Here is a 25,366-nt window from a genome sequence, read left to right as displayed (position 1 = left end):
AACTATAGTTAGCCTTTCATAAGTAGCGATGCAACAAAGCCCACTGGAATCCAGAAATTTTGCTTATAACTGAGCTGATGAGCTAAAGGTAGTTGTCTTACGCTAAAACAAACGTTTTTAATTAAGTTGCATAGAAGCTGGATCCCAGTGTCTGGGCACTGGGATGACACCCCACTGGTGGGAATTGCTCCCAAACTACAACGTTCGTACAGTTGTGTGTGTCTTCCCATGGAGATTGCTCTCAAATCATAATGCTCATGCAGTTGCATGCTCGACTAATTAACAGAAAAATCTATAATTCAGTTTACGTATTTTCTTATCTCAGCCAAAATCTTATCAGATTGACTTTCGTCTGAATTTAAATCAGCTGCAAAGTGTGTAACATATTTTCCTCCAGGGCCAATAAGGTACATTATTGAAGAATGGTTGATTTCTTCTTCTCCACCAACTTTGCTAGCATATACTTTATACTTTGCAATTACTTCGTCTATTTTTTCTCTTTCACCAGTTAACATTTGTATTCTGTGGTCAAATTGCTGCTGAAATTCTTTAAGTCTTTCCGTGCTATCGCGCTCAGGATCGACTGTGATGAAGAATGTTTGTAGCTTGTTGTTAGTTTTCTCATCTAACTTTGCAAGTGTTTCTGAAATTATTCCAAGGTTCATAGGGCAAATTCTTTTGCATGAGGAAAACCCAAAGAAAATCATCATGTATTTATCTTTAAAATCACTACTGCGCAAGATCTGTCCGTCCTGATTAATTAAAGAAAAATCTCCGCCTATCTTAACTTCTGCGTTGTGAATCGCTGCTGGGGCAAATATGCCTTTTTTAGTGAAATAACAATAACCTAAAAAAACAACTGCTAATGCTGCTAGCACATTAGAAAATAATCTTATAAACCTTACCATTAGAATGCTCTCAGTAAAATTGAATTGTATCTTTATTGGTTAACCTATTCAATATATTTATTCCAAAGTGTATTGTTAATTTTGTCTAACAGTTTCTTATGTTCATCAATTTCTTCACTATTTGGTAAATGTTCTCTGGGAGTTAGATTACGTACTTTATGCTGAACGAATGTGGAGTTACTGTCCTGATTGCATTCATTATCAAACAGAAAGGTTTGTAACCCTCCTGTAAGTTCAACATATACCTTTGCAAGCAATTGAGCATCAACTAGTGCTCCGTGCAATTCTCTATTCTCTAGCGATATATCAAAACGCTTACATAATGCATTCAAAGAAGCAGGTGATCCTGCGAATTTTTTCCTCGCAAGAGGTAATGTATCTAGCACTCTGTCTGAGGAAATTAACCTAGCATTCAGCTTGCTTAACTCCATGTTAAAGAACTTAACATCGAATTCAGCGTTGTGAATTACCAAAATATCATTAGATATAAAGTCAAGAAATTCAAGTGCAACATCTGAAAATAATGGTTTATCTTCTAAAAATTCTTCACTAATACCGTGAATCTTAAACGAGTGATAAGGTATATCTCTTTCTGGGTTAAGGTACCGATGGAATACTTTACCTGTTGGAATGCGGTTAATTAATTCCACACACCCTATTTCAATAATTCGATGACCAGATTCAGTGTCAAGACCTGTCGTTTCAGTGTCAAGTACTATTTCGCGTAGCTTGCTTTCCATTTCAAATAAAACTCATCTTACTTATCATTTGTCTTATCGTTACTTGTCTTTTTATAGTGAATAGAAACAAGCAACCAGCTTGGGTCTGATGAATTAACATTTTTTTTGAATTGCCATACATCCTCAACTTTATTAATAGTGGATGTACTACCTGATATTATATCTCCTTCATTGTTCTTAACGAAGTTAATTTGCTCTGAAAGGAAATATACTGCAATAAACACTGCGTTTTTTACTAGCTTTATTTCTAAAATCTTTTGTGAAACGATAGAAACAATTATAGACTCGTGCACCTCTTTACGATGTTTAATCTTCTCTGCAAAATTATCATATAAGTCTTTATCGAGAAGTGGTTTTAACTGAGACAAATTTCCTTGATTGAAACATTTTATTATTAATTCAAAAGCTATGCTTGAACCTTCTATAAAGTGGGAAATAGAAAAATCTTTGTTTTTTTTTAATATTTGTTTATAAGTAACTTTTATTGAATTTTCATCATTGCTATCAATGTAACCCTCAATGTTTTCTACTACATCTTCTCTACTTCGGCTTACATCCAATACATTAGTTAGCTTTTTTAGGTTGAGGTTGGCTGACCTTCCTAAAGAATTATACAAACGTGAAAAAATGAACGCCGCTAATAAAGCATATATTACAAGCTCTATCATAGTAACTCAACTCCTTGGCATATAAAGTATCCGAACATTATTAATTATTAATGAAAATATGTTTTTCATATCAACTTATAATCAGGTTTGCTATTCGTTTGTAAATGAATATATTATATAAGAAAGTATTAAATATCTCAACTTAATTAAAGGAGACGTAAGAAATGCCACAACAAAAAATGAGAATTCACGGTCAATATGTTAAAGATCTATCATTTGAGAATCCGAATTCGCCATTCCTTTCTTCTAGTAAAGCTCCAGATATTAATGTAATGGTTAATATCAATTCAGCAAAATTAGAAGGGACGAAAAACAAAGAAGAAGTGAATGAAGAAAAATCTTTTCATGAAATTACTTTGCATATAGAAGTCAAAGCAACGGTAAAAGATGAAGGCATAAAAGATGGTGTAGCTTTCATTTGTGAGACGAAATATTGTGGCATTTTTTCAATAGAAAATTTAAAAGAGTTGAGTGAGGAAGAGGTAAGACAAGCTTTGTTTATTGGCGGACCTACTTTTCTTTTCCCTTTTGCAAGAGAAATAATTGCAAGAGTTACAAGTAGTGGTGGATTTCCCCCACTGATGCTAGATCCTATAGATTTTGAAACTATGTATGAGCAGCAAGGTCAACAACAAAAAAGTAACGGTAGTAATTCCAATTTTAACTAATATAGTGTGATAGGATGAACAATTCTTTAAATGCAAAAACGACTTTAAACATTGACGGGAAGTCATACAACTATTTTAGCCTAAGTAGTGCTAGTGAATTTTTAGGAATAGATGTGACTAAATTGCCTTGCTCACTTAAGGTTCTGCTTGAAAGTTTATTGCGCAATGAAGATGGAGTAAACGTAAAGCTAGATGACATAAGAGTACTAGCAGACTGCGTTAATAAACACACTAATCACGAAATTAGCTATAAACCAGCAAGGGTGTTGATGCAAGATTTTACAGGGGTTCCTGCTGTTGTTGATCTAGCTTCAATGCGGGACTATGTTAAGAAAAATGGAGGAAACCCAAGCAATATAAATCCGTCTGTACCGGTTGATCTTGTGATTGACCATTCTGTTCAAGTAGATAGTTATGGAAGTGTTTCCGCATTCAGTAAGAATGTTGAGTTAGAAGTAAAAAGAAATTTGGAGAGATATCAATTTTTAAAGTGGGGAGAATCGTCCTTCACAAATTTTAGAGTAGTGCCGCCTGGCACAGGGATTTGCCACCAAGTGAACCTTGAATATTTAGCGCAAGTTGTGTGTAATAATGATGGAGTCATATATCCTGATACTTTAGTTGGTACTGACAGCCATACTACAATGGTTAACGGGTTATCAGTTCTTGGTTGGGGTGTTGGAGGCATAGAAGCTGAGTCTGTGATGCTTGGTCAACCAATTAGTATGGTGATTCCAGAAGTAGTTGGATTTAAATTAATTGGCAGACTGCCGGAAGGAGTAACTGCGACTGATTTAGTGCTGACGGTTACCAATATCCTAAGAACAAAAGGCGTTGTTGGTAAGTTTGTAGAATTTTATGGTGATGGTTTAGATTATTTATCTTTGGCAGATAGAGCCACTATAGCAAACATGGCCCCAGAGTATGGTGCAACTTGTGGGTTTTTTCCAATTGATCAGAAAACACTCGATTATTTACATTTAACAGGGCGACCAGAAAAGCTGATTAAGTTAGTTGAGGCTTATGCGAAAGAGCAAGGATTGTGGCGTGGCAATAATGAGTTAGCATTTTTTGACGCACTAGAACTTGATTTATCGAGCGTGAAGCCAGTAATGGCTGGTCCTAAAAGACCACAAGATAAGGTTTTTCTTTCACAAGTGGCAGAGTCTTTTTCTAAATCATTTTCAGTTAATGAGTCAAAGGAAAGCGATAAACTCCAAGATGGAAGTGTAGTTATTGCAGCAATAACAAGCTGCACTAATACTTCAAATCCAAGTGTGATGATTGCTGCAGGTCTTGTAGCTCGTAATGCAATTAAACTTGGATTAAAATCAAAGCCTTGGGTTAAAACTTCTCTTGCTCCAGGGTCACAAGTTGTAACAGAATATTTAGAAAAGTCTGGATTGCAGGTAGATCTAAATGCTTTGGGTTTTAATCTAGTTGGATATGGTTGCACAACTTGCATTGGGAATTCTGGTCCACTTAATAAAGATATAGAAGATGGCATTAAAAACAAAAACTTAACCGTTGCTGCAGTTTTATCTGGCAATCGTAACTTTGAAGGAAGAATTCATCCGTTAGTCAAAGCTAATTACTTGGCATCTCCGCCACTTGTTGTTGCATATGCACTTGCTGGTACTGTGCAAATTGATCTGACAAAAGATTCAATATGCAAAGATAAGAATGGAAATGATGTCTATCTCAAAGATATATGGCCAACAAACAATGAAATCGAAGATTGTGTTAAAAGTGTGGTAACACGTGAGATGTTTATACAAAAGTATAAGGATGTTTTTTCTGGTGATGAACATTGGCGGAAGATAAAGTGTGAAAAAAGTGAAATCTATAATTGGGATGCAAACAGTACTTACATACAAAATCCGCCTTATTTTGATAACTTATCACCTAAAAATAATAAAATCGATATAAAGGGTGCACAAATATTAGCAATGTTTGGCGATAGCATAACTACTGATCATATTTCCCCTGCGGGAAATATTGCCTCGAGTAGTCCTGCCGGTCTATATTTAAAAGGGCTTGGAATTGAACCACGGGATTTCAATTCATACGGGTCTCGCCGTGGTAATCACAATGTAATGATGCGTGGGACTTTTGCTAACATTAGAATAAAAAATGAAATGGTTAGCACCGAAGGTGGATATACAAAATATATTCCTTCTCAAGAAACTATGCCAATTTTTGATGCGGCGATGCGCTACAAGGAAGCTCTCATCATTGTGGCAGGAAAGGAGTATGGCACAGGTTCAAGTAGGGATTGGGCAGCAAAGGGTACTTTATTGTTGGGGATTAAAGTTGTAATTGCAGAAAGCTTTGAGCGTATACATAGGTCCAACTTAGTTGGTATGGGTGTTCTTCCACTTATATTCCAAAATGGAATAACCAGAAAGATATTTGATGGTAGTAAGGTAATAAGCATAAAAGGTGAAATAGTGCCAGGTGGAAATCTAGAATGTATCATCAAAGGAAAGGATAATTCTGAACAATCAATTCAACTCAAATGCTGTGTACAAACCGCAACTGAGACTAAATACTTGATGTGTGGTGGAGTGTTGAGCTACATACTTGCACAATCTTTTTGATTTAGTGAAGTTATTGCATGGACTTCTTTTAGCCAGCCCTGATCCCTTTGTAAATAGCAATTTGCTCTGCGCAAAGTTATGATATAATTTCACCATACATATGGTGTCGGAGTATTTTTTGGAGATAATTATATATGATAAGCTCTATACAAGAACCTAATGAACTCAGAAAACGTTTACAAGGATTTTATCGTACTGATGAAAAGAGTTATATACGTTATCTTGTAGAAAAAGAAGAGCTTTCGGCTGATTCAAAAAATAGAATTTATAATATTGCAAAACAAGTTATTGAAAAAATCAAACACAATAAATTAAGTATTGTAGATTCCTTTATGCAGCAATACTCGCTTTCCAATGATGAAGGAATAGCATTGATGTGCCTTGCTGAATCACTACTTAGAATACCAGATGATTATACAATAGACGAAATAATCAAAGATAAAATTGCCAATCAGGAATGGAATAAATATTTAGGGCACTCTTCTTCGTTGTTTGTCAATGCTTCCACATGGAGCTTGATGATAGGTAGCAGTATATTGAGAGATAATGAAGGCGATTCGAAGTTCTATTACGCAATTTCTAAGTTACTTAAGAATTTAGGAGAACCGATCATTCGCAAAGCAGTAAAACAAGCAATGTCTATGCTTGGTAATCATTTTGTTGTTGGAGAAACCATAGAAGAAGCTTTAAGGTATGCAAAACTAGATGACAATAGTAAGTTTTTATACTCTTTTGATATGCTTGGCGAAACTGCTCACACAGCTGAAGATGCAGAAGAGTATTTTAATTCATACATGCACTCAATAAAAGCTATAGGTGAATCCACTGAAATAAATGATTGTTTTAAATCGCATGGAGTTTCAATCAAATTGTCTGCGTTACATCCACGTTATGAATTTGGTCAATTCGATAATATAGCTGAAGAGTTGAGAGCTAAACTGCTAGAGCTTTGTCATGAAGCAAAAAAATACAACATTTCATTATGCATAGATGCAGAAGAAACAGAAAGGCTTGAAATGTCCTTAATCTTGTTTGAACAATTACGGCTTGATGAATCACTTTCTGAGTGGGAAGGGCTTGGCTTGGCTGTGCAAGCATATCAAAAGCGCGCTTTATCTGTTCTTGACTTTGTTGAAGATGTTGCTATCCGATCAAAGCACAAAATTATGGTGAGGCTTGTAAAAGGTGCATATTGGGATTCAGAAATCAAGCGTACGCAAGAATTGGGATTAAATGATTACTCAGTATTTACAAGAAAAAGCTATACTGACGTATCTTACTTCGTGTGCGCACAGAAACTTTTGAGTAAACCAAACAGCTTTTACCCATGCTTTGGAACTCATAACGTCTATACTTTTGCTTCTATCATGGAACTTGCTGATAAAAACCACCCTGGATTTGAATTTCAACGCTTACATGGAATGGCAAAAGACTTATATGATTATGCAATGTCAGAGCTTGCAACAAATGTTAGCTGTCGTGTCTACGCACCCGTTGGGGAACATAGTGACTTGTTGCCTTATCTTATAAGACGCCTTCTTGAAAATGGAGCTAATAGTTCGTTTGTTAATCAAATAAGTGATCCTAACGTTAAAATCGATGAGTTAATTTCAGATCCACTGGAAAAAGCTATAAATTTTAATTATGAACCTCATCCAGGCATTCCATTACCACAAGATATTTTGGGACCAGAAAGAAAAAATTCCTTGGGGATGGATATTAGTGATTCTGTGATAGTCTCACAATTTGCAGATGATATAAAGGGTTTTAGTGAAAAAAAGTGGCAAATTGGACCAATAATTGATGGAAAAGCACTATTTGATAATGCTGAATTTATCGAAGTAGTGAATCCTGCACATTTGGAAAATGTAATTGGAGAAGTGTCAAGTGCAACAAGCGATCAAGCTTTAAACGCTCTTGAAATAGCACACAGTGCTTTTGCTAAGTGGCAGAATGTTTCAGCAGAAGAGCGCGCTAAATGCCTTGAAAAAGCTGCAGATTTGCTTGAGGAAAGGATGAAAGAGTTAATTTACATTCTGATTGTGGAAGCAGGAAAAATTTTATCCGATGCAATAGCAGAAGTAAGAGAGGCAATCGACTTTCTGCGTTATTATGCAATGATAGCAAAAAATGAACTGAGCGACTGGAAAAAATTGCCGGGCCCAACAGGTGAAGATAACTTCATCTTTTTTGAAGGCAGAGGAGTTTTCTTATGCATATCACCGTGGAATTTTCCGCTCGCTATCTTCATTGGGCAGGTCTCAGCTGCACTTGCAGCAGGTAATGCAGTGCTGGCAAAACCGGCAGAGCAAACGCCGATTATTGCCTACGAAGCTGTTAAGATACTACATGAAGCTGGGATACCAAAGAATGTGTTACACCTCATTCCTGGGGATGGTGGATATTTAGGCAAAATATTAGTTCCAGACAATAGAATTGCCGGAGTAGCTTTTACTGGCTCAACACAAACTGCTCAAATAATCAATAAAATGCTTGCAAATAGGGATGGTCCTATTGTGCCACTTATTGCTGAAACAGGAGGGCTCAATGCTATGATAGTTGATAGCTCTGCTCTTTTAGAGCAAGTGGCTATGGATGCTTTGCTTTCTGCGTTTCGTAGCAGTGGTCAACGCTGTTCTGCACTTAGAGTGCTGTTTATTCAAGAGGACATAGCAGAGAAGCAGATAAAAATGATATGCGGTGCAGCGCAAGAACTCAAGATTGGTGACCCAATACAACTTAGTACTGATATTGGTCCAATAATTGACAAAGCATCTATCGATATGCTAACTCAACATACGCAAAAAATGTCAGAGGACGAAGATTCAAATCTGTTATTTAAAGTACCCATGGATACAAATTCTCATAATGGTTATTTCTTTCCTCCATATATTTATGAGATACAAAAAATTTCGCAATTAAAGCAAGAAGTATTTGGTCCTATTTTACATATCATACGTTTTAACAAGTCACAATTAAATGAAGTTATAAGTGATATAAATAGTACTGGATATGGGCTTACGTTTTCTTTGCAGAGTCGTATACAAAGTCAAATTGACACTATAAGTAAAAAAATATCAGTTGGAAATGTCTACATCAACCGTAACCAGATAGGTGCAGCAGTTGGGATACAACCATTTGGTGGTAGAGGACTATCTGGCACTGGGCCAAAAGCTGGTGGTCCTCATTATTTACAGCGTTTTTCTACAGAAAAAGTTGTAAGTGTTAACACTACAGCATTTGGTGGTAACACTACACTTATGTGTTTGGATTAATTTGCGGGCCCTAATTTTTCTTACCCCTAAACTAGACGTTCGTGCAGTTATGTACACAGCGCTAAAACCCGAAAAGGACCAGCTCATGCACTGAAATAAATCGTATCCGTTCAGCCAATGGCGTCAACTTAAGAACTTTCATTAGCAAACTCTCCTAAAGACATGATGGCGTTTAGGCTTATCTACTTTATTGCGGCTGTCCCGGTCGGATTTTAACTTTAGCGCGTATACTTAAAAAGGGCTTGAAAGTTTTTTGGCGCAATAAGTACCTGATAGAGTTTCTGTCTCATTACACTAAATAAAACTGAAAAATTTAAACGATACTCAGTAATTTGATATGGGTTCCAAGGCCCTTGTGCATCACATATATGAAGCGATAATATATTGCACATGACCAAGTTTGCCCAAAATTCTTGTAATACAGCCTCTCCAGAAAAATTCTCTAACTCTGCTCCTACTTTGAGTCGTTTATAGCACTCCTCTATGTGCCACCTTAACACATAAGCTTTGCTCCAAAGTCTCGGTCAAAAACTCTGTTTCTCAGTTGGCTAATGTCAGCACTATAACTCTTACTTTCTGTCCTTTCATTTTATTTTTTAGCTTTTCATTTTCTAATATAAAATCAAAATCTAATTCGCCAGCGTTCCCATAGCTTACTATAATTTCTTTTTTGCAAGCGAAAAATAAAATCTACTTCCAAATTATAATGCTGCTGAATGAATTTTACTGAAGACGATCATAGATAAATAATAATTTCTCTTGATTTAATAAACGCATTTGAGTGATAACTTCGGGTAATTGCTCTGCCGCCAACGTTTGTTCACCTATATTCCAAGCTGCAAGACGAGCACTGCAAATCAGCGAAGTACACAAATCAACAAACAAATTGCCAATGGTGCCTGTTGTTCCATTTGGTTCAAACTCGGATACAATTTCCCCAGAGCTGGGTAATCTCATACCAGAACCATCTGCTGCAATAAGTCTATAGCCTCTCCAACTCAGGTTCATCCTGATAGGCTGTTTGGATGCTTAAATTCTTGAAAGCCTGTATGGCAAATCTTATATCTTGCTTTAGAAAAAGCTTGCTTTGAGGGTACATGTCAATGGCTCCATAAGTTCACATTCTATTCCCAAACTTTTTTTAACTAACTTTAAAATCATAGAAAATACTGTCGAAAAAGGAAGTTTTCTTGTTCGTGTAAAACTCAACACAATGGATTTTCTGAAAAGTTTTCGAGTATATTATATTTTTAATTTGTAGAATAAGGTTTTTTCCTTTTTGCATATTTCACCTAAAAAGGACACATTTTAGACTTCTTTGTTGAAATAAAACAGAAACAAAAGTGCTGTCCCTTGCACTCTTTGGATAATTTAATGATAAAAAATTTGGAGAGAAATTTTATACACAATCTCTGACATTTTTCCTTAAGTTGACGCCATTGTGTGAACGGTTACGGTTTCCCGTCTTCACCATGCTATATAGAAAAAAGTCTGGATTCCAATTTGCATGACAATATGGAGTATCTGCTTCTTTCATCCCAGTGGGATCTTTTATTCCATTTTATCAACAGTTTGTTTTGCAGTATCAAACAATTTTAATCCTATAATCCCGAATGTAACTAAAATAAAGCATATTACTTCGAATAAATTAACTGGTTCATCAAATAGGTAAACTTCAAGTATCGAAGCTCCTATAGCGCCCACTCCAGTCCAAATTGCATAGCATACTCCGATAGGTATAGAACGTGTAGCGAGCGAAAGTAAATATGTACTAAGAGCCATGGAGAGTATGCTAATTATTGATGGTACGAGATGAGTAAATCCATAACTATGCTTAAGTGTTATGACCCAGAACACTTCAATTAGTGACGATAAGAGTAAATATATCCAATTCATGCATAAATTTTTAGGTTTAAATAGAGAGCTTTAGCCCTATGCTTCCTATTACAATTAAAACGATACATAAAACTTGAGATAAATTAATATTCTCTGTGAAAGTGGTTGCACCAATTATAGTTATTCCAATTGTGCATATTCCAGAGGAAACTGCATAGCATACCCTAATAGGTAGAAAGCATGCTGCAAGAGATAAAAAGTAAATGCTAATGATCATAATTACCAATGTTGCAATCGAAGGCACAACTTTAGTAAAACTGTTACTAAACTTTAGCGTTACAGCCCACAGTATCTCTAGGATACTAGACAGCAACAAATACAACCAGCACATTTTCGTAACATTTCAATCTTGTATTGTAACAGAAATTGTTAGTTAAAACTACACTAAAGTGCAATAGATCTCTCTTTCGGAATTGCTTTAATATCAAACTTAAAACAACATCCTAAAAAACTTTTCTACGAAATTCAATTCCTGCACGTCATTTGCTGCATAAAGTGGTGTAGTTTGTTGCTCAATACCTGGTATTTCTACAAAAACTTTGCCCACTTCTTGACCTTTTTTAATGGGTGCAGGTATCATATCTTTATATTCAATACGCACCTTAATTTGGTCATGCAATTTGCGGTTGTAAGTTATGGTAACATCGTTTGCAACTGTAATAGGCACTTTTCTATCTTTTCCATAGAGAACATTTACTTCCTCAACTACGCTGTCTTTAACGAATATTTTCTTAGTGTTAAAATGATTTAAGGAGTATTGTATCAATCTTTTTGCTTCTTCTATTCGCTCTTTCTCAGTGTTTAAACCATTTACGACAGCAAAAATTCTCCTATCATTTCGTTTTGCAGATGCTACAATGCCGTAACCACCAGCATTTGTATAACCGGTTTTTAAGCCATCAACCCCAATATCGTGAAAAAGTAGAAGATTTTTATTCTTTTGTACAATTTCATTATATGTCAAATATTGTTCGGAAAATAAATCATAATATTCAGGAAAATCGGTGAAAATCCTTTTTGCCAGCATTACCAAGTCTTTTGCGTTCATAAAATGATCTTCATCTGGCCACCCGCTTGAGTTGACAAAATGACTGTCATTCAGATTCAAATTTTGTGCAACTTCATTCATTTCAGCCACAAAATTCTCTTCTGATCCTGCAATGCCCTCGGCTAGTGTTATGCAGGCATCATTGCCTGAGACTATTGTAATTCCTTCAAGTAATTCCCTCACCGTAACGGATTGACCTTCTTTCAAAAACATAGAAGAGCCTCTCCTTTCCCACGCTTTTCTACTTACTCGAAATTTATCCTCCATGTGTATTATTCCAGCTTTTAGATAATCGAAGGCTATATATAAAGTCATTAGCTTGCTCATTGAAGATGGGGCCATTTTTTCATCAGAATTATGGTCAAAAATGAATGAGTCTGAAGCTAAATCTAAGACTACTGCTTGCTTTGCTTTGGTTCTAAACTGGTATGAGTATGAAGAAAAAGGAAGTATAAAAACTAATAGCAAAATTACCAATCTGCTTAACATATCTATAATTTTAAATTTATAGTGTACTAATTAATAGTATAATTTTACAGGGGCATTTCAATAGATCTCTTGCATAAAAATTCCTTGACAAACCTCGCCAGCCCCCTTATCATGAAACTGAAGCTATTTATTTATCTTCTCTGTACAGATTAAATGACAAAAAAACTCAACGTATTTGGCGTCTCATGTTTAATTTTTTGCACTATGTGCACCTTATGTCTTTATCAAATTTCTAGCTATACAAGCTAAAATGCGCTTATAAAGCATTTAAAACATCAAAAAACGCCAACTTAAAAAATGGATAGTGAGTAATTAGCTACCCTAGGTTTTCTTTGCCTTTTTTTCTGTTTAGTAAATTTCTTAATGTTTATAATTTAGATTAGTTGCGGCTTAAAAGCAGATGAATCGCGGTTATTAAACGTTTAGAATAAAAAAACGCCATACTTGAAAGTATAATGTAAGTAACTAGCCAACCACGGGGCTTCTTTTGCCTTTTTTTTCGTTTGGTAAATTTCTTAAACATTTATGGCTAAACGACAATCGTCATCCCGCTACTTGTTAGCGGGATCTCTTGTTAGCGGCTGAGATACCGCGAATGAATCGCGGTATGACGGTTCGTGACGGTATGACGGTTCGCGGTGACATGACGATAACCTCGTCATCCCGCTACGTGTTAGCGGGATCTATGTTAAGGTATGGCGGTTAAATAAGGGATCTATGTTAAGAGATACCGCGAATGAATCGCGGTATGACGGTTCGCGGCGGGATTCCAGTGTCTGGGCACTGGGATGACAGGAAAAGGGGCTACTTGGATTACAGCAGATCACCTCTTCACAAAGATTTTATCAGTAATACGCATATCAATAATACTCCAATCGCTGAAAGTAAAATCAGTTGTATTGTGTAAGTGGTTTAAATAGTCCCATGCACTATAAGGGTTATCTTCAGGCAGTTTTACTGTGGAATCGTTATCAAGTATGATATTCCATCTTCTATTCCCTATATAAGCAAAAGAAGAAATGTGGTCACTTAATTGAGTTTTACTCTCTAACACATCTTTAACAAATTCTAGGTTTGATAATGAGTTTTGTCCTGTAATTACAACAAGATCATCTACTAGATAGTCATCTACGATCACTTTACCTTCAAAATCAATTACCGAGGTTTTGTTATTATCTTTCCAGAGAGCAAACGGTTTATGCTCATCTATATTAATGTGTAGAGTATTGGGCAAAATTCTGTGAACTCTTACGTGTTTTATCCATCTGCTTACGGATTGTATGTTACCGGCAAGTTTTGAAAGTGATATATACAGGATAGGTTGCGTTCTATCTGTCAAACTTAGAATATCCTTTTTGTTTGTAAATTTATTGCCGCTCACGACTACTTCGTCGATTGAAAATCCACTACTGAGTAATAAACTAGATAGGCAGTCATTGTACCAAGTAGAGTAGTAATTAAATCGATTTATTATTTTATCAAGTGAGCTGTAAAGTATTAGCGTAAGAAAAAGTGCTGTGATAACAACCAAGGCACACTTACGCAAAAAACTCCTTTGGCTTCTAGTAATACTGCTCAACATGACTTAAATCCCTAATATTTTTGTGCTGCAAACTATCTTCAATAATAATTTTAACTAATTCATTAAAATTGATTCCTTTTGCCAATTTTGCAATTTCTGGCACTAACGATAACTCAGTAAAGCCAGGATGTGTATTAATCTCAAGCATTTTTAAAGTGTTATTTTTGGGATTATAACGGAAATCTGAGCGGGAAATAGTTTTGCATCCTAAAAATTGATGTATTTTCAGTGCGTGTTCCAAGGTCATTTTATATATATTGTCAGGAATTTTAGCAGGAAATATATGTTCTGCAAATCCATCTGTATACTTTGCTTCATAATCATAGAATTTATTTTTTGGTCGTACTTCTATAGTGCCAATTGCTTCATCCAGCAATACAGCAGTATGTAACTCTATGCCCGGTATGTATTCTTCTACGATCATCTTTTCCATTATAGTAGAACTATTATTTTTCAGTTCTAAGTAATCCTCGTGCGAGAAAATTATGTACACTCCAATACTTGAACCTTCATTAATTGGTTTTAAGACGTACGGATAATCGATTTTAATATTATTTTTTAGTACATCTTCTCGGCTAATTACATAACCTTTTGGAGTGTCGATATTAAGGGATCGAAATATATGCTTTGACATCACTTTATTTATAGCAACGGCAGAAGCCATAACTCCTGAGTGTGTATATTTTATACCTAAGATTTCCAATAAACCTTGAATGCAGCCATCTTCACCATAAGGTCCATGCAGAGCGATAAAAGCAAGGCCCGGATTAATTTTTTTAAGCTTTTCAGCAATATTGCTGTCAACATCTATTTCTATTGCATTATATGAAAGGCTATCGAGCGCCTTCTTCACTGCTTTTCCGCTCATAAGCGATATTTCTCTCTCACAAGAAAATCCACCACTTAAAATTGCTATAGTTGGAATCATAAGCATTCTATGTTTTGCTATATAGCATACATAATGGTTACATTAAGCTTATTAAATACCTACTTTGGCTAACTATAAACTTTCTTCAAGCACTTTTTTTATCCACTTCAAATAGCGTGCTCTGCAACGGTAGTGGCGTGTTTGCTGCACCTTTATACTGTTCACAGATAAGCTTTTCTAAATCCTCAGCAGATTGTTCTTTTGCTTCTTCTTTTTTCACTACTCCACTAGTTACTAAATCAATTAAGGCTGTAGTGTGTATTATCATTCGATTATTTAGCTCAAATATCTTTTTTGTATCAAGTGAAGAGTTTCTAATTAAGGCAGATAGTGCATGCATATATTTGTCTATATCAGAAAGACTTTTGCTTATATCATAGTTGCTAACTAACATATATTCCTTCAAACGCTCAATTTCTTCTGGAGTAAACTTGTAAACTTCATCAAGTTTCCTTATTAAAGATATAGTAAGTATTCTACTTAGAACTCTCAATTCTCTAATAAATTGTACTCCTTCTCCTTCAGGATAAGACATTTCTTCTTTTTTATATTTCTTAAATAATTCTTGATCATAAGACTTTCTGAGATCTGACGTCATTGCCAATGCTAACTCTTTTGAACCTAGCTTAAAAACTTCGTTGAAGCTGCTTGCGTTGGCATCTTGTGCACTGCCTGCAGTAATTCCACAACTCCAAGAAATCTTTTCAAACAAGCTATGATACTCTTTTATCATCTCTTCCAGCAATATTTTAATATCATCTTCGGTTAACTCTACTGTTGATAATAGATCACATGCTTTTTCAAGATTACCGTTCGCTTAAAAAAGTAACCCTTCAATCTTTTTAATGGTTTCTCTTTTATTTATACTCATAACTTACCCCCAAGATTTAATGCTAACAGCTAGTTTTATAATCAAATATTTCAAAAGTCAATAAGCCTTTTTCCTTAATCCTTAAATTAATCGATACTAATTTATCAGCATAACAACTTAGATAACGCAACTATTTTCAGCAACCAAAAACAACAACCCTGAAATACAAAAAGTTTCTTTTCCTTCAGTAGCATTATTCTAAATTTTCATCAAAATAAGCTGTTTTATCCTTTTTTTCCTTATACTCTTCTGCAGTATAGAGGGGTTGCTTTTTAGCTGTGATATTTGGCCACTTTTGTGAGTATTCTACATTTATATCGTAAAATAACTTGAAAGTTTTTTGTTCGCTGCTCAGCAACTCTTCATCTAGTTCTAAAATATCTTTTATGGAATCATCAGTTACAATTGCATCTACTGGACACTCAGGTATGCACACTCCGCAATCAATACATTCATCTGGGTTAATCACGAGCATGTTTTTGCCTTCATAGAAGCAGTCAACGGGACATACTTCCACGCAGTCTGTATATTTACATTTTATGCATTTATCTGTAACAAAATGCGTCATAAAACACTGTATATTTGCATTATCTTGGGTACACTAAATTGATAAGAAATTCAAGCTTTTTATGAAGATAAATAAATTGAACAACAAAGAATTAGAAGTATGGTTAAGCCTGGCTAGAACCATAGGACCAATAAAGTTTTTTAGTATACTAAGAACACACGGATCGCTAGATGAGGTGCTAAAATATCTCAATAGGGTGGCTAATGATAAGGTGTATGGCATTCAAGATGCACGAGAAGAAATCAATAATGCAGAAAGAATTGGAGCTAAAATTATACCCGCATGTGACCCAGATTACCCTGATCTTTTAAGAAATATCCCTAGTTGTCCTCCTGTAATAACTGCGCTTGGTGATATATCATTATTAAGCCGTGAGATAATTGCAATAATCGGTGGGCGTAACTCTTCAATGAATGGAAGAAATTTTGCCAATAAGTTGGCACTTGATTTAAGCGAAGCTGGTTTTATTATCGTTTCTGGACTTGCAAGAGGAATTGATACTGCAGCAAACAGTGTAATATACAAAAATCATCCCACTATTGCTGTTACAGCAAGCGGAATTGATGTGGTGTATCCAAAAGAGAATTTTGATCTATACAAAAAAATCACTGGGAACGGTGGGTTAGTAATTACTGAGCTTCCATTTGCTACTAAACCAAAGCCTCAGTATTTTCCTCAAAGGAATCGAATTATCTCTGGCCTATCGCTAGGTGTTGCAGTGATTGAAGCATCGAAACGTTCTGGCTCTCTAATAACAGCAGATTTTGCTTTAAATCAAGGGAGAGAGGTGTTTGCAGTTTCTGGTTTCCCTTTAGATTCACGCTGTAGTGGTAGTAATTATTTAATTAAAAACGGTGCTAAGCTTATCGAATCCGCTGATGACATAATAGAGAGTATTAGGTTTAGTTTACCTCCGCAGCAAAAAAACCTATTTGATGTTGAGCACCATTTTGTTAACCAAAAACAAGAAAAATTACAACAGGCAAAATCTGTTATAGTTGATCATATTAACTCTGTACCTGTTGATATAGATGAACTTATATTAGCAAGCGGACTTTCTACCAACATAGCTCTAATGGCTCTTTTAGAACTAGAGTTGGAAAACAAAATAGAGCGTTCACCGGGGAATAAAATATCGTTAATTTTCTAGATTACTTTAGCTATACTAGATGCTCGTACAGACATATGCTTGACACTGAAATGATGCCATTTGTTATAGGATTCTTAGTTGCTGATTTTAGAATTGATAAGAGAAAACTTTTTTTCAACTTGTTGTATAATTTTATAAAAGTGATCGAAATCTAAGCTTGCACTGCCAATTAAAACTCCTGATAAATTTGAGATACTGAGCAAATTTTCTATATTTTCTGAACTGACTGAACCACCATATATAATGTGTTTTTTACTAGTACACAATTTTATTACCTCTATCACCTTAGCAATTGCATCATTATTTGGCACATGACCTGTGCCTATTGCCCATATTGGCTCATATGCTACGGTATATTCACCGTGTGTTGGCAAACGGTTTTTGCATTGATATTCTATTACTTCTTTTGTTTTTTCATTCTTATAATCTTCTGAATTTTCACCCACACAGATAATTGGGTGTAAGCCTGATTCTATTGCTATTTCCGACTTAAGTTTTATTTCACTATCTTTTTCATTAGCCCTTTCAGAATGCCCAAGTATTACGTAAGTACACCCTAGTTCTTTTAACATTTCTGCACTAATTTCACCTGTGTAAGAACCGAACTTTTTATGATGGCAATTCTGTGCTCCTATATTAATATTATTGTTCAACTCTATACTGCTTGGAAATGACGTAAAAGGAGGGCAAATCACTAGCTTAGAGGTAATTTCGTTGCTCTTGTTGTTAAGTTTGCCTATAAAGTCAACAAATGAAGAACGCATTCCATTCATTTTCCAATTTGCTACTATTAAAAAGGACATCAACTTTACTTATATGGGCGAGAGTGCCGGCTGTCGGACTTGAACTGACAACCTACTGATTACAAGTCAGTTGCTCTACCAATTGAGCTAAGCCGGCGTTAAACACATTAATAATATACAATTATCAATGAATTTTCGTCAACTAATTTTTAAAATACTGTATAATGAAAATAATATGAAAAAATTTTTACTGAAGCCAAAAAAGAGTCTAGGGCAAAATTTTATTTTATCGAGTGAGATAACAAAAAAAATCGTCGCTTTAGCTGGTAGTCTGGAAAATTTTAATGTCATTGAAATTGGTCCTGGATATGGTGCATTAACAAGAGAAATATTGGTGCATAATCCAAAGTCTCTACTTTCTATAGAAAAAGATAGAGATTTAGTAAAACACCATGACCAACTGCTAAATGAGCATCAAGGAAAGTATAGAATTATAGAAGCGGATGCACTGCATATTATAGAAGAAGAGCTGATAGAGCGCCCAGTTAAAGTTATTGCTAACTTGCCTTACAATATCTCGGTAGCGTTATTTTTAAAGTGGTTAGATAGTATAAAATTTTTTACGAGTTTGACATTAATGTTTCAAAAAGAGGTAGCAGATCGCATTACAGCAAGACCCAATTCTAAAGATTATGGTCCTCTATCAGTGCTAAGCCAGTTACTATGCGATATAAAAAAGGAATTTGATATTGAACCTAAAGAGTTTTTTCCAAGACCAAAAATACATTCTTCAGTAATTACAGTAAATCCTTTGCCTACCCCAAAGTTTGTAGTAAACTTGGAAACCTTAATAAAATCAATACGTGCTGTTTTTGCTCAAAGAAGAAAGATGCTGAGAAATAGCTTGCAAAATATAACGAACCACGCTGAAACTGTCCTTGAAAACGCTAAATTGAGTGGAAATGAACGTCCAGAAAACTTAACTATTGAGCAGTTCTGTTTGCTGGCAAATAATGTAGAATGCTTATTGTGCAATAAAATGTATTAGCAACTATATAGCTTTTCTATCTCCTAAAAACAGTTAGAGCTATACAATTAAAGGCTCCTAGCTAATTTTGCCTATTGCAATTTAATTAATTGGCGTATAAGCTTTAAATAAAGCCTATGAAAAAAATGGAAGCTTGTTATTCGTTTGACGATATACTTCTTTTGCCAGCCTATTCTAATATATTGCCTTGCGATGCAGATACAAAAACTTATCTAACAAATAGTATAGAACTAAATATCCCTCTCATATCCTCTGCAATGGATACTGTTACTGAATCGGGCTTTGCAATAGCTATTGCCCAACATGGAGGGATAGGTTGCATACATAAGAATTTATCAATAGATGAACAAGTTTTAGAAGTGAGAAGGGTGAAAAAATATGAAAGTTGGATCGTGTATAACCCAATTACGATTTCACCGGATAAAACAGTTGCGGAAGCAATTTCATTAATGAGAGAGCACAATTATTCTGGCATTCCTGTAGTCGATCAACGCAAGTTAGTTGGAATTTTAACTAACCGAGATGTGAGATTTATTGAAGACCAGAACATGAATGTAAAAGTTTCCGAAGTGATGACAAAAGATAAGTTAGTGACAGTGCGGGAGCAGGGAGTGAATAGTGCCTCAGCAATGAAATTGTTGCATGAAAATAGAATAGAAAAGCTTTTGGTCGTAGATGAAAATTCTTGTTGTATAGGTTTAATTACGGTTAAAGACATTGAAAAATACAATAGATACCCAAATTCATGTAAAGACAGTAAAGGGCGTCTCAGAGTTGCCGCTGCAATTGGCACTGGTAAAAAAGATGGTATAGACAGATGTGAAGCTTTGATCGGAGAAGAAGTTGATGTAGTTGTTGTGGATACTGCTCACGGTCATTCCGAAAACGTTATCAATACCATTAGGGAAATAAAAAAGATGTATCCTAATACGCAATTAATTGGCGGAAACATTGCAACAAAGGAGGCTGCTGAAGCGTTGATTGATGCGGGTGTTGATGCAGTGAAGGTTGGAATAGGACCAGGATCAATCTGTACAACCAGAATAGTTACAGGTGTTGGTGTGCCACAATTCTCTGCAATCAAGAATGTTGCAGAGGCGTGTAGAGCAAGAAACGTCAGACTAATTGCTGATGGTGGGGTAAAATACTCAGGAGATGTTGCAAAAGCTATTGCAGCTGGTGCTGACTCTGTGATGATTGGTTCGATTTTTGCTGGCACTGACGAAAGCCCAGGTGAGATTATTATGTATAAGGGCAGAGCATATAAAGGCTATCGAGGAATGGGATCTATTAGTGCAATGAAACGAGGTTCAGCTAGCCGTTATTTTCAAGATAAAGATTCAAAACTCAAATTAGTTCCACAAGGAGTGGAAGGAAGAGTTCCATTCAAAGGTCCAGCTTCAGGAGTAATCCATCAATTGATTGGCGGATTGCAAGCTGCAATGGGGTATACTGGTAATAGGAATATAGAAGAGATGAAAAAAAATTGTAAATTTGTTACTATTACTGCATCAGGATTAAGAGAGAGTCACGCTCATGATATAGTCATTACACAAGAAGCTCCAAATTATGCTTATCAAACGTCCAATTTGTCAACCGATTCGGAGTAGTCCAGAAAAAGTAGAGAGAAAGTTAAGACGTTTTTGGAGTAAAATAAAACGTTTTTTCAAAATATGACAAATAGAAGAGAATATACAGCAGAATTCAAATTAGAAGCTGTTAAGCTGGTTAAAGAAACAGGTCAAGCAAGTACAAAAATAGCAAAAGATCTAGGTATAGATGGTAGTATGTTAAGTAAGAAAATATGATGGAAAAATGTCTGTAGCATACGCATTTCCAGGCAAAGGCTCCTTATGACAAAGAAAGATTTGATCTAAAAAAAGAGCTAATAAGAGAAAGAGACATCTTAAAAAAAGCCCTGGGCAAAGAAAAAGAGTAAAGTATTCTTTTATATAGAAATTGCTATAAAACACAGGAACTATGTAGGGTTTTATACTGGTGGTATGGGTTGCTAAGGAAAAAAGCAGTAAAGAATTAGCAAAAGAAGGGCTTCTAGCAGATATTCAAAAAATACATCAAGCTTCTAAATGCAGATATGGAGCCCCTAAAATTCACGCTGAATTAAAAGCTTTAGGCAAAAATTAAAACAGTACAAAGTGTTATGCAAGAAAATGGCATTAAAGCCAAGTTTAGACGAAGGTTCAAAAATAAAAAACAGCAAATAAGCAACCGAGTTGTGGCTCCGAACACATTGGATCAAAATTTTACTACTGATCAGCCAAATAAAGTTTGGGATTACCTACATAAAAACTAAAGAAGGTTGTTGGCGGCAATAATTGACCTATATTCACGCATGGTGGTTAATGAGTAACATGATAATTAGTTATAGATTCTTTATTGATGGCCGTTGATAAACGCAAACCCGATAAAAATCTGCTGTTACATAGCGATCAAGGGTCACAGTATACCTCTCAAAATTACCAATTTCTATTGAATACAAAAAACATCATTTCCAGCATGAGCCATAAGGGCTGTTGTTACGATAACTCTGTTGCAGAAAAGTTCACTTAAAAGGGAGCTGCTTATTGATACTTCTCGCTCAACAAACCAGAACTGCCATATTTGAATACATAGAAATCTTTTATAACAAATAACGTAGACATTCTACTATTAACTATTGCATTCCTGCACAATTTATTCTCATGATAAAAACGTCTTAACTTTCTCTCTACTTTTTCTGGGTAAGGTCAAATAGAGAATTTTACAAAAATCTATTTTTAACTTACAATCAATTATTACAATTTTAAACCTACAACTTATGTATAACAGACTTATAGTCAAATCTTTTTCAGTATTATGCATCTGTTTATTTGCTTTATACATAACACTGCCAAATTTCTTTGATAATAAGCTTTTTATTTCGAAAAAAAGAATAAACTTAGGCCTTGACCTGAAAGGAGGGGCATCTTTGCTTTTAAACATAGACTTAGACTTCTATTTTAAGGAAAAGCTAAGCATGCTAGCTAACGAAATAAAAGAGACATTGCTAACAAAAAATATTGAATCTAACGTACAAAATAGCGTTATAACTTTAAATAGTATTGATGATTATAAAAAAGCATCTGTGTTGATTAATGCGATAAATCCAAATTTAGAGCTAAATAGAAAAGATTCTTCGATTCTCATTTCGTATAAACCACATTATAAAAATTCTTTGATCAGTGAAGTAGCTGCAGAATCAATAAACAATGTCCAGCGCCGTTTGGACAAACTTGGCACAAAGGAAGTCAGCGTTCAAAAACAAGGGCAGAATAAAATATTAGTGCAGGTGCCTGGAGTAGAAGATACCAAGCAGATAAAATCTCTGCTTGGCAAAACTGCTAAGCTAGCTTTTCATTTGGCAAACACTAACATAGCCAAGGTGCAGGATATAGACCATGAAACCACTGTCATGCTCAAGGATTCTTTAGGTAATTCTTATCCAATATTCCGCAAAACTGAAATAGGTGGTGATTCGCTGGTTAACGCATCAGTTAGATTCGGCAATTTAGGTAAACCGACAGTGCATTTTAAATTTGACAGTATAGCGAGTAAAAGATTCGCGAAAATCACTAAAGAAAATGTAGGAAAGCCTTTTGCAATTGTTCTGGATAACACAGTTTTAACAGTACCTACAATACGTGAGCCAATTTTAAATGGAGAGGGAGAAATTAGCGGTAATTTCACTGAAAAACAAGCAAGCGAACTTGCAATACTTTTAAAATCTGGAGCACTGCCAGCACCACTTAAAATAATTGAAGAAAAAAACATTGGCCCAAGTCTTGGAGAAGAATCAATAAAGGCAGGGGAAATGGCAGCAACAATCTCTATTATAGCCGTGGCTTTATTTATAATCATCACTTACGGCAAATTAGGTGTATTGGCCTCTGTTGCACTTTTTTCTAATGTAGTTCTTATATTATCAATTCTCACTCTGCTTGAAGCAACTCTAACTTTACCTGGAATTGCCGGTATTGCACTTACTGTTGGTATGGCGGTGGATGCAAATGTTTTAATATTTGAGCGAATTCGTGAGGAAATCAAATCTGGCAAGAGAGTGGAACGTGCTATTGAAGAAGGGTTTAAAAACGCTATAAAGACAATACTGGATTCAAATATCACTACATTAATTGCTGCAGGAATAATGTTCATTATTGGCAGTGGAGCAATAAGAGGCTTTTCTGTCACTCTATCAATAGGAATTTTATGTTCGATGTTTTCTGCAATCACAGTCACAAAACTCCTGATAGAGTTGTGTATGAACCCGAAGGAACTAGCGCTTTGAATTAAGGATTTAGATCTCAGTCAACCACCTTCATTCCCACAACGTTATATCCTGAATCAACGTGCAAAATTTCTCCAGTAGTGCCACTACTTAAGTCGCTTAATAAGTATAACGCTGCCTTGCCAACATCCTCTATTGTAACATTGCGTCTGAGCGGAGAGTTATTTCTATTCCATTCTGATATGGAGTGAAAATCGCTTATTCCAGAAGATGCTAAAGTTCTGATTGGACCAGCGGAAATTGCATTTACTCTGATATTTTGTGGCCCGAGATCACATGCTATATATTTTACACTTGCTTCAAGTGCCGCTTTACATAAACCCATAACGTTATAATTTGGCATAACTTTTTCAGCGCCATAATAAGATAAAGTCAGTAAACTACCACCATTTGACATCATTTTTTCAGCCCTTTGCGCTAAAGCAGTAAAAGAATAGCACGATATATGCATTGCATTGAGGAAGTTATCCAGTGAAGTATTGACATATTTACCATCTAACTCATTTTTATCGGAGAATGCTATTGCATGCACCAAAAAGTCAAGAGTACCCCATTTTTTCTCTATTATTTCGAAAGCGTTATCTATGATTTTTTCATTTGAAACGTCGCAGTGTAATATTAGCTCCACATTTAGTTCATCTGCTATTGGTGATAGTTTTTCTTTTATTATTTCATTCTGGTAGGTGATTGCAAGTTCTGCCCCGTGCTCTGAGAGAGTTTTTGCTATACCGTATGCTATTGATCTCTTATTTATTATTCCGGTTATTAATCCCTTTTTGCCTTGTAATAGACTTGTCGTCATAGAACTATCTGTTTTTTTATAATTTGGAATATTAACTAGGTAAAGTCAAGATATCACTATGTTTTAAAATATTTTTTGCAGTAACTTGAAGTCTATAAACAGTAATCTTGATTCTTCTACAACAAAGCCATTCCATATGACATTCTGCCTATGCCCAATTAAGCATATTAATAAGTAAGTAAATCTTAATATAATCTTATTATACTTATAAATACGCTGTATAGAATGAAAGTATGGATGATTTCATAACTGCAAGAAGAAAAGATGATGCTGTGGTATCTGTTTGTCAGGATAATAAGAAAAAAAACGTGTTAATTTTAGGGCTCAATCAAGTTGCAAGGGATTTGTTAAAATATGAAGAGAAGAATTTGCTTAATAAGCCATTAATTAATATCTTAAGCACAAGAGCAGCTGACAACGTGAAGAATTATTTAGAGTATACCGAAAATGGACACGATTTACTTGATATACTACCTAAAGTGATAGATTTTTCCTTAATTGATGCTAAGGGAGAAGATATCAGGACAAAAGTAAAAGTTTTCCGCACTGCACAATTTGCCAGTAATCAAATAAATTATGAGCTATTAATACGTGATATCAGTTTGTCCCATAAACTAGGAATCTTTAGAGATAAATATCTAATGGGTAAAAAATATAAAAACCATGACTTATTCGATATACCGGGCAATGAGTCCACTATTCTAGAGTTATACGTTATATTAAATTTTGCCTTTCAACATCAAATTAATGCAGCTATAGGAGTGATTGGCTTAAATAGTAGCTGTAGTGAGACAAATAATGCACTGAAAGTTACCATAGAACATTTTTATAAAAATTGCCGTAGTGATGATTTTCTAGGGTATATTGATGAGAATAAAGTGCTTTTTGTTTTGATTAACTGCGATGTAAAAAGTATATCTAAAATAATTAATCGTATACATTCTGCCATTAATAAGCAGTTATTAAAGCGAAAATTACCAAGTGTATCAATAATTTATGGGAATATAGCTCAAAAACAGGCAGCAAAATCTACCAGCGGTGCCTTCTGAAAAGTTGTT

Annotated in this window: 22 protein-coding genes, 1 tRNA gene and 2 pseudogenes; 9 read left to right on the top strand and 16 right to left on the bottom strand. The window is 35.0% G+C overall.

Going from position 1 to position 25,366, the window contains the following annotated elements; all coding sequences use genetic code 11:
* Positions 1-8: 8 nt before the first annotated feature.
* The 4 genes from ACQH3L_RS01905 to ACQH3L_RS01890 are packed head-to-tail and all read right to left on the bottom strand — an operon-like array spanning position 9 to position 2,316.
* Complete coding sequence (locus ACQH3L_RS01905; RefSeq protein WP_010962369.1) at positions 9-269, bottom strand: hypothetical protein; 261 nt, start codon at positions 267-269, stop codon at positions 9-11.
* 30 nt (positions 270-299) lie between these two features.
* Complete coding sequence (locus tag ACQH3L_RS01900; RefSeq protein WP_425384920.1) at positions 300-908, bottom strand: SCO family protein; 609 nt, start codon at positions 906-908, stop codon at positions 300-302.
* A gap of 44 nt (positions 909-952) precedes the next feature.
* Positions 953-1,648 carry a DNA polymerase III subunit epsilon gene (gene dnaQ, locus ACQH3L_RS01895; RefSeq protein WP_425384919.1) on the bottom strand — a complete coding sequence of 232 codons (696 nt, stop codon included), beginning with the start codon at positions 1,646-1,648 and terminating at the stop codon, positions 953-955.
* 17 nt (positions 1,649-1,665) lie between these two features.
* A complete protein-coding gene (locus ACQH3L_RS01890; RefSeq protein WP_010962367.1) occupies positions 1,666-2,316 on the bottom strand; it encodes a Tim44/TimA family putative adaptor protein in 651 nt (216 codons plus the stop codon).
* A 164-nt stretch (positions 2,317-2,480) separates the two neighbouring features.
* Here ACQH3L_RS01890 and secB point away from each other — a divergent pair, with 164 nt between their 5' ends.
* The 3 genes from secB to putA all read left to right on the top strand — a co-directional run bounded on the left by secB (position 2,481) and on the right by putA (position 8,859).
* A complete protein-coding gene (gene secB / locus ACQH3L_RS01885; RefSeq protein ID WP_006279761.1) occupies positions 2,481-2,984 on the top strand; it encodes a protein-export chaperone SecB in 504 nt (167 codons plus the stop codon).
* Between the two features lie 14 nt (positions 2,985-2,998).
* Positions 2,999-5,584, top strand: a complete 2,586-nt coding sequence (gene acnA / locus ACQH3L_RS01880; protein WP_038199466.1) for an aconitate hydratase AcnA — start codon at positions 2,999-3,001, stop codon at positions 5,582-5,584.
* 134 nt (positions 5,585-5,718) lie between these two features.
* Complete coding sequence (gene putA / locus ACQH3L_RS01875; protein WP_425384918.1) at positions 5,719-8,859, top strand: bifunctional proline dehydrogenase/L-glutamate gamma-semialdehyde dehydrogenase PutA; 3,141 nt, start codon at positions 5,719-5,721, stop codon at positions 8,857-8,859.
* Positions 8,860-9,000: 141 nt separating this feature from the next.
* Here the strand turns inward: putA and ACQH3L_RS01870 are convergent.
* The 8 genes and pseudogenes from ACQH3L_RS01870 to ACQH3L_RS01835 form a co-directional block, all read right to left on the bottom strand.
* Positions 9,001-10,144: pseudogene (locus tag ACQH3L_RS01870) on the bottom strand (transposase).
* 266 nt (positions 10,145-10,410) lie between these two features.
* Positions 10,411-10,755: a DMT family transporter gene (locus ACQH3L_RS01865; protein ID WP_425384917.1), complete on the bottom strand. Its 345-nt coding sequence runs from the start codon at positions 10,753-10,755 to the stop codon at positions 10,411-10,413.
* A 16-nt stretch (positions 10,756-10,771) separates the two neighbouring features.
* Positions 10,772-11,071, bottom strand: a complete 300-nt coding sequence (locus tag ACQH3L_RS01860; protein ID WP_244662759.1) for a DMT family transporter — start codon at positions 11,069-11,071, stop codon at positions 10,772-10,774.
* Between the two features lie 114 nt (positions 11,072-11,185).
* A complete protein-coding gene (locus ACQH3L_RS01855; protein ID WP_010082605.1) occupies positions 11,186-12,292 on the bottom strand; it encodes a D-alanyl-D-alanine carboxypeptidase family protein in 1,107 nt (368 codons plus the stop codon).
* Between the two features lie 823 nt (positions 12,293-13,115).
* Positions 13,116-13,874 carry a cell division protein FtsQ/DivIB gene (locus tag ACQH3L_RS01850; protein ID WP_425384916.1) on the bottom strand — a complete coding sequence of 253 codons (759 nt, stop codon included), beginning with the start codon at positions 13,872-13,874 and terminating at the stop codon, positions 13,116-13,118.
* A complete protein-coding gene (locus ACQH3L_RS01845; protein WP_010082603.1) occupies positions 13,855-14,808 on the bottom strand; it encodes a D-alanine--D-alanine ligase in 954 nt (317 codons plus the stop codon). The genes ACQH3L_RS01850 and ACQH3L_RS01845 overlap by 20 nt, the downstream gene beginning before the upstream one ends.
* Positions 14,809-14,887: 79 nt before the next feature.
* The gene (locus tag ACQH3L_RS01840) at positions 14,888-15,535 is read right to left on the bottom strand and encodes a hypothetical protein (RefSeq protein ID WP_010962361.1); all 648 of its coding nucleotides are present in this window, start codon (positions 15,533-15,535) and stop codon (positions 14,888-14,890) included.
* 331 nt (positions 15,536-15,866) lie between these two features.
* Positions 15,867-16,241 carry a ferredoxin family protein gene (locus ACQH3L_RS01835; protein WP_010082601.1) on the bottom strand — a complete coding sequence of 125 codons (375 nt, stop codon included), beginning with the start codon at positions 16,239-16,241 and terminating at the stop codon, positions 15,867-15,869.
* 61 nt (positions 16,242-16,302) lie between these two features.
* On the opposite strand from ACQH3L_RS01835, the gene dprA reads away from it, so the two are divergent.
* Positions 16,303-17,391, top strand: a complete 1,089-nt coding sequence (gene dprA / locus ACQH3L_RS01830; protein WP_038199450.1) for a DNA-processing protein DprA — start codon at positions 16,303-16,305, stop codon at positions 17,389-17,391.
* A gap of 74 nt (positions 17,392-17,465) precedes the next feature.
* On the opposite strand, the gene ACQH3L_RS01825 is transcribed toward dprA, so the two are convergent.
* Complete coding sequence (locus ACQH3L_RS01825; protein WP_015588848.1) at positions 17,466-18,194, bottom strand: triosephosphate isomerase; 729 nt, start codon at positions 18,192-18,194, stop codon at positions 17,466-17,468.
* Between the two features lie 24 nt (positions 18,195-18,218).
* Positions 18,219-18,291: transfer RNA gene (locus ACQH3L_RS01820), tRNA-Thr, on the bottom strand.
* Positions 18,292-18,369: 78 nt separating this feature from the next.
* Between ACQH3L_RS01820 and rsmA the strand changes: the two genes are divergently transcribed.
* From rsmA to ACQH3L_RS01805, 3 genes and pseudogenes are all read left to right on the top strand, one after another.
* A complete protein-coding gene (gene rsmA, locus ACQH3L_RS01815) occupies positions 18,370-19,182 on the top strand; it encodes a 16S rRNA (adenine(1518)-N(6)/adenine(1519)-N(6))-dimethyltransferase RsmA (RefSeq protein ID WP_425384915.1) in 813 nt (270 codons plus the stop codon).
* Between the two features lie 116 nt (positions 19,183-19,298).
* The gene (gene guaB, locus ACQH3L_RS01810; protein WP_065095043.1) at positions 19,299-20,792 is read left to right on the top strand and encodes an IMP dehydrogenase; all 1,494 of its coding nucleotides are present in this window, start codon (positions 19,299-19,301) and stop codon (positions 20,790-20,792) included.
* A 63-nt stretch (positions 20,793-20,855) separates the two neighbouring features.
* Positions 20,856-21,836, top strand: a pseudogene (locus ACQH3L_RS01805) (IS3 family transposase).
* 46 nt (positions 21,837-21,882) lie between these two features.
* On the opposite strand, the gene ACQH3L_RS01800 reads toward ACQH3L_RS01805, so the two are convergent.
* Positions 21,883-22,164, bottom strand: a complete 282-nt coding sequence (locus ACQH3L_RS01800; RefSeq protein ID WP_039964338.1) for a hypothetical protein — start codon at positions 22,162-22,164, stop codon at positions 21,883-21,885.
* Between ACQH3L_RS01800 and secD the strand changes: the two genes are divergently transcribed.
* Positions 22,064-23,506 carry a protein translocase subunit SecD gene (secD, locus tag ACQH3L_RS01795; protein WP_425385003.1) on the top strand — a complete coding sequence of 481 codons (1,443 nt, stop codon included), beginning with the start codon at positions 22,064-22,066 and terminating at the stop codon, positions 23,504-23,506. The two genes, ACQH3L_RS01800 and secD, sit on opposite strands and share 101 nt — an antisense overlap.
* Positions 23,507-23,522: 16 nt before the next feature.
* Here the strand turns inward: secD and ACQH3L_RS01790 are convergent, their stop codons facing one another.
* The gene (locus ACQH3L_RS01790; RefSeq protein ID WP_006280349.1) at positions 23,523-24,308 is read right to left on the bottom strand and encodes an enoyl-ACP reductase FabI; all 786 of its coding nucleotides are present in this window, start codon (positions 24,306-24,308) and stop codon (positions 23,523-23,525) included.
* Between the two features lie 233 nt (positions 24,309-24,541).
* Here ACQH3L_RS01790 and ACQH3L_RS01785 point away from each other — a divergent pair, with 233 nt between their 5' ends.
* Complete coding sequence (locus ACQH3L_RS01785; protein WP_425384914.1) at positions 24,542-25,357, top strand: hypothetical protein; 816 nt, start codon at positions 24,542-24,544, stop codon at positions 25,355-25,357.
* The last annotated feature ends 9 nt before the right edge of the window (positions 25,358-25,366 follow it).

Origin of the sequence: Wolbachia endosymbiont (group A) of Sturmia bella, assembly GCF_964030905.1 — a bacterium.
In the GTDB taxonomy this organism is placed as follows: Bacteria; Pseudomonadota; Alphaproteobacteria; order Rickettsiales; family Anaplasmataceae; genus Wolbachia; species Wolbachia pipientis.
This window is presented reverse-complemented; position numbering and strand designations above follow the sequence as displayed.

What these genes read in the sequence shown, in the direction of transcription:
- ACQH3L_RS01905 (WP_010962369.1), bottom strand. Translation starts at nt 269, where the DNA reads ATGCAACTGCATGAGCATTATGATTTGAGAGCAATCTCCATGGGAAGA.
- ACQH3L_RS01900 (WP_425384920.1), bottom strand. Translation starts at nt 908, where the DNA reads ATGGTAAGGTTTATAAGATTATTTTCTAATGTGCTAGCAGCATTAGCA.
- dnaQ (WP_425384919.1), bottom strand. Translation starts at nt 1,648, where the DNA reads ATGGAAAGCAAGCTACGCGAAATAGTACTTGACACTGAAACGACAGGT.
- ACQH3L_RS01890 (WP_010962367.1), bottom strand. Translation starts at nt 2,316, where the DNA reads ATGATAGAGCTTGTAATATATGCTTTATTAGCGGCGTTCATTTTTTCA.
- secB (WP_006279761.1), top strand. Translation starts at nt 2,481, where the DNA reads ATGCCACAACAAAAAATGAGAATTCACGGTCAATATGTTAAAGATCTA.
- acnA (WP_038199466.1), top strand. Translation starts at nt 2,999, where the DNA reads ATGAACAATTCTTTAAATGCAAAAACGACTTTAAACATTGACGGGAAG.
- putA (WP_425384918.1), top strand. Translation starts at nt 5,719, where the DNA reads ATGATAAGCTCTATACAAGAACCTAATGAACTCAGAAAACGTTTACAA.
- ACQH3L_RS01865 (WP_425384917.1), bottom strand. Translation starts at nt 10,755, where the DNA reads ATGAATTGGATATATTTACTCTTATCGTCACTAATTGAAGTGTTCTGG.
- ACQH3L_RS01855 (WP_010082605.1), bottom strand. Translation starts at nt 12,292, where the DNA reads ATGTTAAGCAGATTGGTAATTTTGCTATTAGTTTTTATACTTCCTTTT.
- ACQH3L_RS01850 (WP_425384916.1), bottom strand. Translation starts at nt 13,874, where the DNA reads ATGTTGAGCAGTATTACTAGAAGCCAAAGGAGTTTTTTGCGTAAGTGT.
- ACQH3L_RS01845 (WP_010082603.1), bottom strand. Translation starts at nt 14,808, where the DNA reads ATGCTTATGATTCCAACTATAGCAATTTTAAGTGGTGGATTTTCTTGT.
- ACQH3L_RS01840 (WP_010962361.1), bottom strand. Translation starts at nt 15,535, where the DNA reads ATGATAAAAGAGTATCATAGCTTGTTTGAAAAGATTTCTTGGAGTTGT.
- ACQH3L_RS01835 (WP_010082601.1), bottom strand. Translation starts at nt 16,241, where the DNA reads ATGACGCATTTTGTTACAGATAAATGCATAAAATGTAAATATACAGAC.
- dprA (WP_038199450.1), top strand. Translation starts at nt 16,303, where the DNA reads ATGAAGATAAATAAATTGAACAACAAAGAATTAGAAGTATGGTTAAGC.
- ACQH3L_RS01825 (WP_015588848.1), bottom strand. Translation starts at nt 18,194, where the DNA reads ATGTCCTTTTTAATAGTAGCAAATTGGAAAATGAATGGAATGCGTTCT.
- rsmA (WP_425384915.1), top strand. Translation starts at nt 18,370, where the DNA reads ATGAAAAAATTTTTACTGAAGCCAAAAAAGAGTCTAGGGCAAAATTTT.
- guaB (WP_065095043.1), top strand. Translation starts at nt 19,299, where the DNA reads ATGAAAAAAATGGAAGCTTGTTATTCGTTTGACGATATACTTCTTTTG.
- ACQH3L_RS01800 (WP_039964338.1), bottom strand. Translation starts at nt 22,164, where the DNA reads ATGTTTAAAAGCAAAGATGCCCCTCCTTTCAGGTCAAGGCCTAAGTTT.
- ACQH3L_RS01790 (WP_006280349.1), bottom strand. Translation starts at nt 24,308, where the DNA reads ATGACGACAAGTCTATTACAAGGCAAAAAGGGATTAATAACCGGAATA.
- ACQH3L_RS01785 (WP_425384914.1), top strand. Translation starts at nt 24,542, where the DNA reads ATGGATGATTTCATAACTGCAAGAAGAAAAGATGATGCTGTGGTATCT.